This window comes from uncultured Fluviicola sp. (assembly GCF_902168135.1).
GTDB lineage: Bacteria > Bacteroidota > Bacteroidia > Flavobacteriales_D > Crocinitomicaceae > Fluviicola.
Genome location: NZ_CABHOL010000013.1, coordinates 1 through 16066 on the forward strand (window position 1 = coordinate 1; position 16066 = coordinate 16066).

13 protein-coding genes and 1 pseudogene are annotated in these 16066 nt (G+C 42.2%); 1 reads left to right on the plus strand and 13 read right to left on the minus strand.

Annotated features, from left to right (window positions below; translation table 11 throughout):
- Window positions 1-4: 4 nt before the first annotated feature.
- The 13 genes from QZT69_RS02855 to QZT69_RS02915 form a co-directional block, all read right to left on the minus strand.
- On the minus strand, window positions 5-499 hold the full coding sequence (locus tag QZT69_RS02855; RefSeq protein ID WP_294670329.1) for a hypothetical protein: 495 nt from the start codon (window positions 497-499) through the stop codon (window positions 5-7).
- On the minus strand, window positions 496-1980 hold the full coding sequence (hutH, locus tag QZT69_RS02860) for a histidine ammonia-lyase (protein WP_294670331.1): 1485 nt from the start codon (window positions 1978-1980) through the stop codon (window positions 496-498). The genes QZT69_RS02855 and hutH overlap by 4 nt, the downstream gene beginning before the upstream one ends.
- A 6-nt stretch (window positions 1981-1986) precedes the next feature.
- Entirely contained in the window at window positions 1987-3357 is a 1371-nt protein-coding gene (gene hisS, locus QZT69_RS02865; protein WP_294670333.1) for a histidine--tRNA ligase, read from the minus strand.
- A 102-nt stretch (window positions 3358-3459) separates the two neighbouring features.
- The gene (locus tag QZT69_RS02870) at window positions 3460-4419 is read right to left on the minus strand and encodes an HmuY family protein (RefSeq protein ID WP_294670334.1); all 960 of its coding nucleotides are present in this window, start codon (window positions 4417-4419) and stop codon (window positions 3460-3462) included.
- Entirely contained in the window at window positions 4416-6665 is a 2250-nt protein-coding gene (locus QZT69_RS02875; protein ID WP_294670337.1) for a TonB-dependent receptor, read from the minus strand. The genes QZT69_RS02870 and QZT69_RS02875 overlap by 4 nt, the downstream gene beginning before the upstream one ends.
- Window positions 6666-6668: 3 nt before the next feature.
- Entirely contained in the window at window positions 6669-7700 is a 1032-nt protein-coding gene (locus QZT69_RS02880) for a ChuX/HutX family heme-like substrate-binding protein (RefSeq protein WP_294670339.1), read from the minus strand.
- Between the two features lie 14 nt (window positions 7701-7714).
- Window positions 7715-8527, minus strand: coding sequence for an ATP-binding cassette domain-containing protein (locus QZT69_RS02885; protein WP_294670341.1), 813 nt, complete (start codon window positions 8525-8527; stop codon window positions 7715-7717).
- Window positions 8524-9564, minus strand: coding sequence for an iron ABC transporter permease (locus QZT69_RS02890; protein ID WP_294670343.1), 1041 nt, complete (start codon window positions 9562-9564; stop codon window positions 8524-8526). The genes QZT69_RS02885 and QZT69_RS02890 overlap by 4 nt, the downstream gene beginning before the upstream one ends.
- Before the next feature lie 67 nt (window positions 9565-9631).
- Window positions 9632-10492 (minus strand): hemin ABC transporter substrate-binding protein, encoded by an 861-nt coding sequence (locus QZT69_RS02895; protein WP_294670345.1) that lies wholly within the window; start codon window positions 10490-10492, stop codon window positions 9632-9634.
- A gap of 23 nt (window positions 10493-10515) precedes the next feature.
- Window positions 10516-11790 carry a T9SS type A sorting domain-containing protein gene (locus QZT69_RS02900; RefSeq protein ID WP_294670348.1) on the minus strand — a complete coding sequence of 425 codons (1275 nt, stop codon included), beginning with the start codon at window positions 11788-11790 and terminating at the stop codon, window positions 10516-10518.
- A gap of 107 nt (window positions 11791-11897) precedes the next feature.
- Window positions 11898-12527, minus strand: a complete 630-nt coding sequence (locus QZT69_RS02905; RefSeq protein ID WP_294670350.1) for a LuxR C-terminal-related transcriptional regulator — start codon at window positions 12525-12527, stop codon at window positions 11898-11900.
- Window positions 12528-12715: 188 nt separating this feature from the next.
- Window positions 12716-15319: a hypothetical protein gene (locus tag QZT69_RS02910; protein ID WP_294670352.1), complete on the minus strand. Its 2604-nt coding sequence runs from the start codon at window positions 15317-15319 to the stop codon at window positions 12716-12718.
- Between the two features lie 9 nt (window positions 15320-15328).
- A complete protein-coding gene (locus tag QZT69_RS02915) occupies window positions 15329-15529 on the minus strand; it encodes a hypothetical protein (protein WP_294670354.1) in 201 nt (66 codons plus the stop codon).
- Between the two features lie 353 nt (window positions 15530-15882).
- On the opposite strand from QZT69_RS02915, the pseudogene QZT69_RS19125 reads away from it, so the two are divergent.
- A pseudogene (locus tag QZT69_RS19125) lies at window positions 15883-15984 on the plus strand (hypothetical protein); the annotation flags it as partial.
- Window positions 15985-16066: the final 82 nt, after the last annotated feature.

Below are 16066 nucleotides of genomic sequence, written 5' to 3' on the forward strand. Positions count from 1 at the left end.
AGCGTCAGATGTGTATAAGAGACAGGGATATTACCAGGTTCATAATCACTGAAACCATAGGAACCATATCTGAAGGAACAATTAAGAATGTTCCGCCGACACTAATCAAATTGTAAATAATGTACAGATGGAACCCCAAACGCTTCCCCCTGAACATAAACAGTACTCCAACAAAACCCGTAATCATTGTCAATGCGTTGATTCCCAAAACAGACCAATAACGGTGCTGCTGGTAAACCGTCAGATCTGCCGCCTGCTCAATCATATCAGCAAGGGTTGTCATTTGCTTGTCCCGCATGTCACCGGCCATTTGAATGAGCTCATTATAAGCCGCCTGGATCTTTTCAGGACTTGGTTCTCCGCCAATCAGGGTGAATATAACTCCAAGCAGGCCGAAACCAATGGTTATAAAACTTAAGATACAAAGCACGGTCAGTAAAACAGGTCTTTTTTGTACTGGTTCCGTTTCCTGGTTAACATTCATATATTCTTCACTCATATTCCGTTTTTTACAAATTCTTTACTCAACTGCATCAAAGGATGCATATATCCGTCCTCTTTCACAAAAGGGACTTTTTTTCTAAAGTTAGCAAATATCTCTTCCTGGCGTGGTCCGGAAGTTGCCGGTCTGCGGAACTCCAATGACTGACACGCATGCAGAATTTCAATTCCCTGGATGGAGTAGCAATTATCAATCACACGGAACAATTTCGTTGCTGCATTTGCTCCCATGGAAACGTGATCTTCCTGTCCGTTGCTGGAATCGATCGTGTCGATACTTGCCGGCGTACACAATTGTTTGTTCTGGCTCACGATAGAGGCGCAGGTATATTGTGTGATCATAAACCCGGAATTCAAACCTGGTTTTGCCACCAAAAATGCCGGTAAATGACGCGTTCCGGAAATGGATTTGTAAATTCTGCGTTCGCTGATGCTTCCCATTTCTGCCAAAGCAATTGCCAGGAAGTCCATTGCCAGAGCAAGAGGCTGTCCGTGGAAATTTCCTGCTGAAACTACGATATCGTCATCCGGGAAAACGGTTGGATTATCCGTAACGGCGTTGATCTCGCGTTCTACGATCATTGCACAATGTTCAATTGTATCGTAAGAAGCTCCATGAACCTGCGGAATGCAGCGGAACGAATACGGATCTTGTACATGCGCTTTTTCGCGGTTTGCCAATTCACTGTCAGCTAACAGGTTTCTAAAAATTTCAGCTGTTTTAATCTGACCGACCTGGTTACGGATCTCATTGACCTGCACTCCGAACGGTTCTTTACGTCCGTCGTAACCATCCAGTGAGATAGCCGCTACTTCGTTGAACTGCTTCCACAATTTGCGTGCGTGAGAAATCGCATAAGAAGCATACCCAGACATGAATTGTGTTCCGTTCAATAAAGCCAGGCCTTCTTTTGATCTCAAAACAATTTCTTTCAACCCGAAACGCTCATTGATTTCCTTCGAAGAATATTCTTTTCCCTCGAACATAACCGTTCCTTCACCTAAAAGCGGCAAAACCAAATGTGCCAAAGGTGCCAAATCTCCTGAGGCCCCCAGGCTTCCCTGCTGGAAAACAACCGGGTGAATGTGATTATTGTAGAAGAATACCAAACGTTCTACGGTTTCCAATTGCACACCGGAAGCGCCGTGAGAAAGTCCCATGATTTTCAGGATCAATAATCTTCTGACAATTTCTTCGGGAACACGCTCCCCCATTCCACAAGCGTGGGAAAGCACTAAATTTCGCTGTAATTGTTCCAAATCTTCGTTGGAAATTGCTGTATCGCACAAACTTCCGAACCCGGTATTCACACCGTAGATCAAACGGTCGCTTTTAGCCACTTTCTCATCCAGGTAAGTGCGGCATTTTACAATGGCTGCCTTCGCTTCTTCACTGAGTGAGATCTGTGCATTTGAGTTTAACACCTCGTCGAGTTTCTCCAGGGAAACCCATTGGTTATCTATAATAAAATGGTCCATTTTCGTTTAAGCTTTAAAATAGTGAAGCAATTCTGTTTCGGTCATTGCTTGCTGTTCTCCCGATTCCATATTCTTGATCTGCAGCTGACCTTTATTCAATTCATCTTCACCGATCAGAGCTACAAATTTCACTTTGCGGTTATCGGCATACTTGAATTGCTTCTGCATCTTGACTGCGCTCGGATACACCTCACAATCCACACCAACCTGGCGCAGTTTTTTGGTCAGTTTCATGCAGTAAGCAGCTTCCTTTTCTCCGAAATTGGCAAACAAAAGTGTCAGTCCTGCATTCGTATCTTCCGGGTAGAGATTCAATTCGTTCAACACATCGTAGATGCGGTCTGCCCCGAAAGAGATTCCCACTCCGGAAAGTCCGGATAATCCGAATAAACCGGTCAGGTCATCGTAACGACCACCGCCGCAGATTGATCCCATTTTCACATCGTGTGCTTTCACTTCGAAAATCGCACCTGTGTAATAATTCAATCCGCGAGCCAGAGTAACATCAAAAACTACTTCTGCACGCTCCACCCCCAGTTCTTTGGTTTGGTTCAGAACGAATTCCAATTCTTCGATCCCCTTCAGCCCGATTTCCGAGTCTTTCAGGAAAGATTTCATCTGTTCCAAACGGGCCTCGTTGCTTCCGTTCATTTTGAACAAAGGCGAAATGATCTCAATCGCTTTGTCGGAAACGCCTTTTTCTTTCAATTCCTTTACAACACCGTCTTCACCGATCTTATCCAGTTTATCGATAGCAACGGTAATATCAATCAATTTATCGCTTTCACCGGAAACTTCCGCTATTCCCGAAAGGACCTTACGGTTGTTGATCATAATGGTGAATCCAGGAATCTGCAGGTTCGTCAGCACCTGGTCGAAGATCTGTACGAAATCCACTTCGTATAACAAAGAGTCCGAACCAACCACATCAGCATCACACTGGTAAAACTCCTGGTAACGGCCGTGCTGCGGACGATCAGCTCTCCAAACGGGTTGGATCTGGTATCTTTTGAATGGGAATGACAACTCGTTCTGATGTTGTACTACAAAACGTGCAAAAGGAACGGTTAAATCGTAACGCAATGCTTTTTCTGCCAATGAGTTTGCAAAGCGCGCCAGGTTTTCGGACTGCAAAGCTTCCAAATCGGCCTTTTTCATTTTTTCCCCTGAATTCAGAATGCGGAATATCAGGCGGTCTCCTTCTTCTCCGTATTTCCCCAATAAAGTGGTAGAAAGTTCAAAAGAAGGTGTTTCGATCGGTGCAAATCCGTAGCTTTTGAAAACGGACTTGATTGTATCGAAAATATACGTACGGCGAGCTACCTCATCGGGTAAAAAATCTCTTGTTCCTTTTGGGATTGCCGGTTTTTGAGCCATGAAATTAGAATTTGACGCAAATTTACTTTTTTTCCGGTGAAATTGATCATATAAAACAGTAGGGGCGCGATTAATCGCGCCCCTACTGTTTGGTAAATTTATTCATGGTATCAATTCCTGCAATTCGAATTTCGGGGCGCCTTTGATCCCGTTTTCATCGTAATAATCTACAAAACGCATTTTGTAATAACGTCCCAAGACCGTTTTTACAATAAAGGTTCGGTTGCTGTTCACGACATAAGTCCCATTGTCAAAATCGTATGTTTTCCAGTCGTAACCAATGACATTGACGCGTTCTTCAAAGTCAGATTCTACAATGTCAGCGTATTTCAAATCAGCAAACGGAATACTCACTTCCTGCACTTTCACCCCGAAACGGTTCGACAAAACTCCCACAACCGAATAAGGTGTGTGCTCATCGAACACGTGGCAGTAGGCTGTAAATATCAAATCCCAGGTTCCTTTATCGGGCTCAATGTCTTTCAAAGATCCGCTTCCGGTCATGGAGAAATAGGTAAATCCCGCAGTTGTTGATTTCGGGATGGTAAATGTTTGGATGGAAGTGCTGTTTAAATCGGCAAATTCGATCTGGTATTCCGTATTCGACACGGAAAGTACTTTCAGTTTCTTCTTTCCTAAGTTTGAACCGGTAAGTGATGTTCCCAGGTCAATCACATATACTTTTCCCGAACTCTGCCAATCACCGATTGCTGTGGAATCCAGGTTCCCGGTATGAAAATCCCAATGATAGCTCAAACCGGCATCGGAAGTTAAAGCGGCAATATCTGTTTCATTGGAAAGCGCCGCGGACATGATGCGTGATTCGTTCAGTAAAATGTGGAAACCATTGTCTCCGGCTTCGAAAGCCAAATCCCAAATTTCGCGGTTATTTTGGCGGATAATGGAATTGGTTTCCAAATCATAATAAATCTGATTAGCATAATCTCCTCCCAATTCTATTTGAGCGGTTATTGCTCCCGAAGTGGGTTTTTCAACCGGAATCTCTTTTTTAAAGCATGCGCCTAAAACCGGAATGAGTGCGATTAAAAGTGCTTTTTTCATTGCTTTGATTTTATCAGGTAAGTAATATTCAGGTAGAAACTTCTTCCCCAGGCAATTGGGGCTGTTCCGGAACCGGAAGAGTGTGCCCCGCCGGATGAACCGCTTCCCGCATTAATGTTGGTCACATTCAGCAGGTTTTTACCTCCCAGTGAAACGCTGAGTGTTTTTTTCAGGAACCATTGCTGTACCTGTAAATCCAATAAGTTATAATCGGAAATGAAGGACTGTGTAATGGAAGCATCTTCATTGGCTAAATATGCAACCACTTTCCCGGTGTATTTGTAAAATGCGCTGAACTTGGTTGTACCGTTCTTTAACTGGCAGGAAACGGTTGAAACCAATTCCGGGGAATAAGCATAGCGGTTGTTCGAATAATTGGAAGCTGTACCGATGTAATTGAACCCGGCACTCACATTCCACTGTTTTTGACCCACCTTCAGCACCGACTGGATTCCTCTTGCATAGAACTGATCAATGTTGAAATAGCTGTAGTTGACTCCATCTGCAGATTGCGACAAACTAATTCGGTTGTGGATATCTTGGTAATACCCCGACAATTCAAATCCGAACTGGAATTTCTTCGGTTCCCAATTGAAGTTATACCACCCCTGAACATGGTTCGCAATTTCCGGTTTCAAATCTGCGTTTCCGCGAATATTGTGATTAATATCCACGAATTCCATGTACAATTCTTTGATGGAAGGTGAACGGAATCCGGAGGCAATGCTTCCACGTAAAATATGCTTCTTCTTACCTACTTTCACATTCAGGGCCGGCATAAATGCTTCTTTGTACAGGGAATTGTAAGTAAAACGCAATCCCGGTTTCAGGTGCAGCCAATTCCACGGAGCCCAGTTGAAGGTCCCGAAAAGGGCGTAATCGCCTATTTCCTTGCGCTTGTTTTCAATCCGGTTTCCAAATCCGGTCTCGTAATTGATGTCATACCCAACTTCATAATTGAACTTGCGGTCAACGTTGTTTCGTGTTAATGTCACACGGTTGAAGTACAAGACGAAGCGCGAAGTATCCTGCTCCGTATTCGCCAGCAATTTTCGGTCGAGTGTCGTTAAATCCGTGAGGAAGGAGTTTTTAATCCGTTTGTAATTGGAATAATTCAATTGAACATCCAGTTTCAGGTTCGTTTTCAGCCAGCCTATCACTTCAAGCCCTGCATTCTGACGATTGGTCACGTATTCGTCATCAAAAGCTGAAATCTGGTAAGGTACTCTCGGATAACCCCTGTTCACGATTTTCTCACGGAACAAGTCCAATGAAGGGATTAATTCTATTTTCTTGAATTTGTAGGAATATTTCAATCCGCCCAGGTACTGTTCTTTCATTTTCCACTGCTGGAACCTTCCGGAATCTGCCAATTCTTTTTTAGGGAATTCAACCGCTTTATCACCGGGCGTCCAGCCATCAAAAAAGTTGCGTGCTCCATAAGCAGAAATGGAGTGGTTCTTAATGCGTGAAGTCAGTCCGAGGTTCAGGTTGTAATTCCCAACTGTTTCGTAGAAAGCTCCTAAGTTTATGTCGTAGCCTTTGTTTTTCGGCTTTTTTGTGATCAAGTTAATGGTACCGGCCATGGCATTGCTTCCATAGTTGGTACTGAGTGGTCCTTCAACGATTTCCACCCGTTCGATGTTGGACAAATTGATCTGGCTCAGATCAATATTTCCGTTTTGGCGGCCGATAACCGGTACACCGTCAATTAAAATCTTTACTCCTTCCCCGCTTATTCCAAGCATGGACATTCCGCTTCCCAGGATTTGGTCCTGGCTGATACGGATGTTTAATTCATTTTGCAGCAGATCGCGCAGATTCACGGCTCCTTTTGCCTCGATGGTTGCACGGTCGATCAGTTTTACCTTATTTGTGGAATTGGTAACAGAACCTGCCCCCAACTGCCCGGTGATTACTACTTCACCGATATCTTTGGCATTCGTTCTCAAATGAACACGCTGGCTTTTTCCTTTGGAAATGGTATCGGTTTGCTCATGAAAACCGTCCGTGCTGATTTTTACGATCAGTTTCTCTGCTGAGTAAAGTCCATTCGGAATGATCAAAATTCCCTGTTCATTGGTCTGAACATAATTTATTTTCTTCGCGTCCAGGTCCCTGATCGCAATTTGTGCAAACGGCACAGCTGTCCCCGCTTCATCTTTGACATACAACGTATCCTGAGCAACTGTATAGCCGCCCAGGATAGTCATCAAACTAATAAGCAAATACGCTTTTGGATTCATGATTTACAATTCTGCGATCAATTTTCTCCAGGATTCCAACTCAGGAACTCCCGGTTTACGTGCTCCGAAAAGTGTACACACCAATTCTTTCTTAGCATTGAACAACTCCAATGAAGTCACAATTCCGTCTTCCGTAGGTTTGCGTACAATCCATGATTCTACGATGGCTTCTTCTTTTGCATGCAGGTTGAACATCGGGTCTAAAACGTTGATCCACGGACCATGTTCCACGATGTTTTTCACTTCTCCGGTGTGAATTTGGATCATACCGGCGTTTCCAACGAATACCATGATGGAAACCTGCTCTTTTGCAGCGGCTTCCAAAGCTCTGCGCAAAGCTTTATTGTCGGTCTTTTTTGCGTAAGTCTCATCCGGAGCAAAACGCAACGCCTGTGTTCTTGTCAACTTGTGTTTTCTCAACAAACCGAAGAACTCGTGTGTATCTTTTAAGTTGATCCATCCCTCCTGGAATGCTTTCACGTCGATCTCGCTATCCGGCAATTCAGGTGATTCCAATGGCAACAAAGCTCCGATTTCCAATTCAGAAGATTGGTTCTCATCTTTGTATTTTGCAACCAGGGTTTCATAAGCATCCATGTTGCTTTTGGATTCCATGTAGATTTTATGTGCAGCGACTCCGTCTGTTGTGAAGAACTGCAAGCTGTGGCGAGGTTTCTCATCACCTTCAGTCACTGCAAATGCATATGCCCAGGAACTTGGAAAAATACGCAAATCGATATCTTTTCCAACAAAAAGGGATGCGTGCGGAGTGGTGCTGAAGTTCTCGTAAATTCCTTTACGCTCGTGAACCACATCGTCATTTCGGGTTAAAGCCATTACAAAACCAAGAGATTCTATCTCTCCTAAAATCGCTACAAATTCCGGACGCAGGCGAACTGCAGTTGTTCCGACACCCAAAGCAACCAGTTCCGCCTCTGAAGCATTCAAACGCTTCGCATATTCTCTGATTCTTAATTTCGGTTCGCTTTCTTTCAATTGTTCGAAAGCTTCTTTTAATGCCAAAGTTGTTTCCATTGTTGTTTATTATTTTAAATTGATTGATCCAATAAATTGGATGAATAGGAGACATGCCTGAAAAACACTTCTCCGTCAAGTGATTGGATCTGTTCTAATTCTATTTGATAAGTTTCACTTAAAAGTTCCGGGTTCATGACTTCCCGGACCGTTCCGTCCAGGATGACTTTTCCTTTCTGCATCAACAGCACGCGGTCTGCATACTGGTAACATAAATTGATGTCGTGCATGACAACAATTACACTTCCGCGCTTATCGTCTACAAACTTTCGTGCATGTTTCAGCAATTCGATCTGGTAGCGCACATCCAGGTTATTCAGGGGTTCATCCAGGAACAAATACTTAATCGGCTGAATTTCTCCCCCGCTCTCCAATTGCAGCATTACTCTTCCAAACTGGACCCGTTGTTTTTCTCCACCTGAAAGGAAATTGAATTCCTGATCTAAAAGTGCGTGTAAATTCAATTCGTCGACAATCTTTTCGATTACCATTTGATTGAATAGCCCTTTTGTTTCCGGGTAGCGGTAACGTGCCATTTCCAACACCTCACGAACAGTAAAACTGGAAGCTATCATGCTTTCCTGGTGCATGTATGCCCTGTACTTTGCCAAATTATCCAACGTCCATTCTTTTCCTTCTTTTCCGTAATAAGAAACACTTCCCGAGCTTGGCTGCAATCCGTTGGAAAGCAACTTCACCAGGGTGCTTTTCCCTGCACCGTTCGGACCCAGGATTACGATAAACTCTTCCTGGTCGGTTCTAAAATTGACCGGCTTCAGGATTTGTTTTCCTTTAACTTCAAACGCTATGTTTTTTGCTTCTATCAAACCGAGAATTTGCGTTTGTGTTTAAAAATGATTGCAACGAAAACCGGGGTTCCCATTAATGCAGTAATAATTCCGATCGGTACTTCTGTCGGAGGAAGGATCGTTCGTGAGATCATATCTGCCACTGAAAGAAGAATCGCCCCGAAAAAAGCGCTTAAAGGCAGTAGTGATTTGTGATTCGGTCCTGCTACAATTCGGATAATATGCGGAACGACCAAACCTATAAAACCTATTACTCCGGCCATTGAAACCGCAGAACCAACCATACAGGTCGAACAAATAATTACCAGTAATTTGATGGTTTTCACTTTATAGCCCATGTATTGCGCATTGCTTTCACCCAAAGCCAGCACATTCAAACTTTTGGCCTGGAAGAAAATAACAGTCATCGGAACGAGGGTGAATAGTGCCAATAACAAAACTGAATCGTTGTTTGCAGACCCCAGACTTCCGAGCGTCCAGAAGGTTAAATCCCGCAATTCATCGTCTGTTGCTAAGAAAGTCAATAACCCCGTTAATGATGCTGTTAAAGCATTCAAAGCAATCCCTGCAAGGATTAAGGTTAATGAATTGATCTCTCCGTTGCTCAGCGACAAACGGTAAACGATAAAAGCTACGATGGAAGCTCCCAGGAAAGCTACGATAGAAAGGGAAAGTCCCTCGTTGAAAATAATCAACCAAGGGACTAATCCGTTGAACAAAATGAATAGTGATGCAAATAGAGAGGCACCCGTTGAGATCCCGATTAAGGCGGAATCGACCAAAGGGTTTCTGAAAATTCCCTGCAATGCTGCACCTGAAACTGCTAATCCCGCGCCTATTAAACACGAGTAGACAGCTCTTGGAAAACGAATATTGTAAACCACCTGGTATTCGATATCCGTTATTTTGAGATCGGTTTTAAATCCAATCTTTTCAATCAAACTGCCAAAGACATGGGAAATCGGGATATGAACATTCCCTACTGACAGGTTTACCACAAAGCAAACTATCAGTAAAACCAATAATGAAAGACCTATTATCCCTTGTCTTGACATATACTTTTTGTTCCAAAAAGTTCAAGGTTCAAAAAGTTGAATAGTTCAAATTTTGAACCCTTTGAACTTATTTAACTTTTTTGAACTCTTTGTTTAACTCCGTCAAAGCATCAGCCACGCGCGGACCAAATCCGCTCAACAACTGGCCATCCATTTGGATCAGTGCTTTATTCTTACCTGCATTTGTTGCATTTACTCCGGGAACATTGAAAATTCCGTCGGGCCCCAAACTTTGAGCTCCCGAAGTAAACATCAAAATCACATCCGGATTTGCTGCGATTACAGATTCGCTGGTTAAAGGCTTGAAATCGGTGAAGCCTTTCCCCGCATTTTCTCCTCCGGCCAAAACGATCATTTTTTCAAGCGGCGTATTTTCCCCGGCAACCATCAAAGTTCCGGCTCCTCTCGCATAAACGAATAATACTTTCGGCTTTTTGCCAAGCTTTTCCAACTTTTGGATATCCGTATCGATCTTAGCAACAATTGCTTCGGAAGCTTCTGCTTTTCCCAGCCATTTGGCAACCTCTTTCACCAAAGACTTCGCATCTTCCACGCTGTTCGGGTGTTTGAATGTTACCAATTCGATTTTTGCCTGTTTCAATTTCGATTTCAAATCCGGTGAAACCTCATCTTCCAGCATTACTACATGTGTCGGATTCAATGCCAGCAAACTTTCAACAGCCAATTTGCGGACATGGCCCAAATTCGTCAGCTTTTCAGCTGCCTCAGGATAGGTACTTGTCACATCAACGCCAATGAGTTCCTTTTGGGAACCCACTGCGTAGATGATTTCTGTTATTGAACCGCTTAAAGAAACGATTCGTTTTGTTTCGACTTTTGCTTCTTTTGTCTCTTCTGGCTTTGCTCCTGAATTACAAGCAGTCGTCAATGCTAAAAGAGCCAGAAATAAAAAACCAATTTTTCTCATCTTGTTTATATAAATCAGTATGATCAGTGTTGTACAACCAAACGTTGAGTTCTTGCATTATTAGCAGTTACCACATTTACGAAGTAAACACCGTTGTTCAAGTCACTTGTATTCAATGTTACTGTCTGGAATCCTGCTCCAACATTGATTTCGGAAGCAATTGCCCCGTTCATTGCAACAACCTGGATTTTAGTTTCTGCTTTAGTATCCAAAACAACAGTTGCAAGTTCTGCAGCAGGGTTCGGGTAAATCTCTACGAACAAATTGTTCTCAGCATCATTCAAACCAAGAGTAGTCAAATTCTGTTTTTGGAATACGTTCATGTTATTTGCCTGCGGGTCAACTGCTGTTGATCCAGTGGTGAACTTAGTAAAAACTAGTTTCCAGATATTTCCGTCAGCTACTTTTACGAAGTAAACTGTACTATCTTCAACGGATTGTGCCTGAGCATTTTTCCAGTTATAACCGATTGCGTTTGTTAAGTCGCTAAAAGTTTGAGACTGGTAATTTTCGTAAGTATTTACATTTGCTACTCCGGATACTTTAACTGCTTCGACGTCTACGTTGTTCAAAATTCCGAAAGAAGGATACTGCATTCCGGGAGCGATAGATGCGGGGTACTGCAAGAAAGTGAAGTCCCAGTTTGTTGATGCAGGCTCACGATCCACTACCGTATTCGTGTTGATTTTATAATAAACAAAGTTCTTTGTTCCGTATGCGGCAATCATCAAATCCTGCTGCGTATGAGTTGTACCATTACCAAGGTCAGCAGAGACAATTTCGTATTTCCCCTGAGTAGAAAGCAAGTTGATGTAGAATTTTTTTACAGAATTATCGTTGTATTTCACTACAAAAACTCGGCTTGCATCTACGTTGTGTGAAGACATGTTGTAAGTTCCCCAACCGTAGTCAAACTGTCCTGCTCCGGCAGCACGGTTCAATGCTCCACCCGACCAGGTTGAATCGTTATTCATCAATTCAGTAAGCGACGCAAAATCCACAGTCGCTAAGGTATCAAAGGAAGTTGCTGGCTCTGCATTCGGAACGGCATAAACTTTCCCCACTTTATAGTTAAATAAGATCGTTGCAGTTAACGAAGAATTCGGACTTGCAGAAGCTGCCAAAGCGATATCCCAGTTAGAAGAAACAGCAGTTCCTGTCTCATCGTTTTGTAAACTGTACCATTTGTTATTTACATAATCTGCACCGATATAAACCGTATCAATCACAACAGGCCCCTGAGCCATCGCATTTGATAAAGAGATCAGTGCCGCAGCGCTAAGTAATATTCTTTTCATGATTTGTTATTTATATTAAGTCTAAATTAAGTTTCGCAAAATTAGATCAACAACTCAACTGCCACAATCCCCAAAATCAGCGGAAAAGAATACCTCTCAAAGGGTAGCTACTTTTTAAACACCTGGTTTTCCATCTCGAACAGCAGTAATTCGGACAGTGATTTCACTTTTAATTTCTTGAAACAATTTTTGCGGTGTGTTTGCACGGTGTGCGGACTCAACCCCAATTCACGGCTGATCTCTAAGGTCGATTTCCCGTTCAATAAGGATTCTACAATCTCTATTTCCCGCTTGGTTAAACTAAATTGCGTCGGAGAAGCTGTTTCTTCATCCTGGTTCAAGATCTTATTCCAAACCAGTTCACAATAGTAATTCTGGTTGTGCAAAATTTTCCGGAATGCTTCTTTTAATTCCTGCTCCGAGCAATTCATATCAATGAATCCCGAAACACCATAAGAAACTAATTTAGGGAGGCTGGATACGTCGCCATTGATGATCAAAACAATCTTGATACTGTTCGTATCCTCCGGGTTTTCTTTCAGGTTATTCTCTATTTCCGGGTAATTGTCGGCAAAGTTGTAAACTACTACCTGCTTTTTATCCGGATCTGCCGATGAAGGTTCTAATTTCGGGTTACCGGAATGCCATTCAACTGTTACGTCTCCGAGGACCAATTGGGTCAACTCCTTAAATCCCAGGCTTATTAATTGATTACGGCTATCCAGATACAGATTCATATTATATAGAACAATTCTAAATAGCAAAATTGCCTCGGGATAAAGTATTGCACAATACCATAAAAAAGGTAAATCAACTAACTGAACTACCCTTTATACATGAATGAGAAGTCTTGGGGTAATTCCCTAATTACAAATGACGAATTACAAATTGAAAAAATTCGTAATTCGCAATTGGAAACTTGTAATTATCGCTGTTGAATATGTCCTTTTTTACCTTTGGGAATCTGAATAACCCACTCATAATAGCCTATGAAATGTGAATCGAAATATCCTTTGTGTTTGTAAAGTACTTTTGGGAAATAGATCCGTTGTTTTTCACTCAGGCCTTTTACCGAAGCCTGCGGAGCAACTCCATCCTGCAGACACGGAGCGTCCTGCCCGACTGTATTCAGGTTACTTCCGTATTGCCAAACCTGTTTCCATTCTTTGAGATTAACGGTTCCGGCAGATGCATTTTCAGGTGCAAGTATGTAATATCCCCCGAAATGTATCTTTCCTCTTAATTGTTCGATCATTCCCTGCGCATAGGCAAATCCCATACTATGCACTACCAGGTATAAGGTATCATTTTTAGAAGAGTTCGGCAATTCGTTGAGCATCTGGTACAAATTCCTTCCGGCGATTCGTCCGCTGTTTGAACGCACGGCAAAGCCTCTCCTATTGGGTTTTGTAGCCAGTAAACCATAGGTCCGTGCTTTTTTAGAACCAAAGATCCTGGATCCGACTGTACTTGTAGTGTAACAAATATGGTGTTTTGGATTCCTGCATCTTTTGGGATAAATGCCTGAATTGGTGCTAAAATTCAACAAGCTTCTGTGGTTGGAAGTAGAAACGGAATGATGACCATCTGCATAATAATATTCCGTGGGATTGATCCGCAGCTTAAAGGTATCATCAATCTGTTGCCACGGATGCCAGTAATTGTAGCGGTCTTCCGTAAATAAACGATTGAGGGAATTGGGGAATTCCAGTCCGTTGCTTCGAATATCTTCAAAGTTCTCTTCAAAGGTAATTCCCAATGAAGTCGGCCTGTATCCGTTCACAAAAATCAACACGCGTTTCGGAGGGTCCTGCAACTTCAGTTTGGAGGTCAGATCCACACCCAAATGATTGTAAACCTGGTCGCGAAGCCACTTTCCTTTGGCTGAATAGATCTTAACTACCATGTAATGACTTTCGGCAGCTATCGGTTCATCCAGCAATCCTGTTTTTAAAGAATCTGAATTTGCTATCAAACGCAGTTTTAAAGGGACATTTTCTTTGGAAACATTCATCTTAAAGTAAAGCACCTTTTTCCGTTCGTAGAGGTAATAATTATTCTCCCGCTTGATGATCAGTTCCGAACCAATTCTTTTTTCTTCCAGTTTATTCGGATGCGTATTATTGAACAACAAGTCCATCACTTTTTTTTCTTCCAGCCCGGAATAGGATTTAATAATGCCGTCCGTTACTTCAAACCAGCCATACCCCAAATCAACCGCCTTAACCAGGACGTAAGAAAGTACAAACATTCCTGTCCACTGGATGAATCTTGAAAGGAAATTGATCCAGCGCGGCCGCTTCATTTTTTTGCGAATGAATGTCCGTAATTTCCGAAAACCGTAGATACATCCGAAAATAGAACCCAGCACACTCAGGATGTGCAGTGCATTAAACGGTTTTGATTTGATCCGGAAGATTGTTCTGTACAAGATATTATCTATCTGAAGGTGGTAAGAATACGTGTTCTTCTTCATCGGACGCATGACCGAAGCCAGGAAACTGTTGTTTTTCAGAAAGATTGTTCCGTCTTTTGACTGTTCGAAAAAATAGTAAGCGATCAATCCGTTGTTGGTTACTACTTCTTCATAATCATCGATTATAGAATAAATCCGCGGATTTTTATTGATCCGGATCCATTCTTCGTTATCCAGCATCCAATTTTCAGGATTTCTCCGCACTTCTTCAACAGCTTCAATATTGGCAAAACCATTCAGGTACTCGCAGGCTATTTCATGTGATAATTTCTGTGAATCATTTTGTACAACGAAACCGAGTGATTTGTTTTTCACCATGTATCCTTGCAGGCGGGGATTTACAAATCCGGGAACGATAAAAAAGAGCAGTGTGTTAACAGTTTTCTCTTTGTAAGTATTCTTGTACACGTCCCGGATGTGGCGCATCTGGTCAGTATACTTCAACCGGTCGGAATCCGGATTCTCAAAAGGCCCCGAAGCTTCAATGGCATCATTTTCGAAAACGGCTTCGATGGTTACATCAAATTGGATATTTGCCGAAGCGAAGAGGAAATTCAGTTCCCTTTCCAAACTATCTCTGTTGATCTTTGTTTTAAGCAGGGGAACTATCCGTACTTTCTGTGTAACGACTGGCAAAACAGAAACATGAAGCGTTGAAACTACCGATCCGCGAAACCTGGCGACCACCTCGTAATCCTTATTGGAAGCAGGCAGAAAGATGCGTTGTTTGATCTCGCTGATACGCGTACTTGCAATACGTCTTTCGTTAATAAAAAATGCTATCGAATCTACCGACGGAAACTGAAAACGATTGATCTTAAAATCAACCACATCGGTTTGAGCCTTTCCTACGGATTTAAATACTTCCACATAGTATTCATCGTTGTTTTTTTTCTTCAACCGCTCAAAAAAGCCAAAACGCTGATTCTTATTTTTTACAAATCGACCGTATTCAATGGGCAAATGGTCCAATGAGTCTTTTCGTTCCTGTGAAAAACCAGCAGTACCGATTAAAAAGAACAGGAAAAAAAGAAAGAGACTCTTTTGCTGCATGATGCTTTATTAAATGGATGTTTTTCCAAGCCAGCGGAGCACATTATCGTACCAAATAGCATCTGATTCTTTTTGGTCCAGTATCCCGACTTCCACAGCGAAATCGATCACTCTGCCCGGGTATGAATTCGCAACTCCTTCCATTTCACCTAAGGGGTAAGGATCATCCAATCCGGCAACGATTTGTGAAGAACCGACCCGGATCTTCAATAATTGTAAGGTATAGGAATTCTCACAGTTTGCAGCAATTAGTTAATGAACCCTTATTGAAATTTTATTTATAAACTATTTTTTTCCAAAATGATTCAAGGGAGAAATCAAAATAAATTTCTCTCATTTCTCTTTGGCTACAATTCTATTTGATTTTGTAGCTATATAATATAGCTAGAAGAAATTGCTTCTTTACATGTTCCCTCTCTCTTGCTTATTTCAAGTTAAAAATGTTTTTTTCCTAATTCATAATCTCCTAAACAAAATTTCGTCATTCGACAACACAGAATAAATAAGAATATTTAGAGGTTCATTTTCCCCCCAAATAATTATTCTTTCAGGGCAGTACTCATGGGACGAAAATGAACAAAAATCGGGTTCCTCCTAAGCAATTCATCCGTCTTCAAGTCGGTTTTGTGTTACAATTTGGCAGTAGGTCACTATTTCTGTTTTAAACTATTCAGTCCGTTCAGATAGCACACGGATCTGCAGTCTGCTTGGTCCGGCTGAGGACGCTGAACCCGAGTGGGATATTAG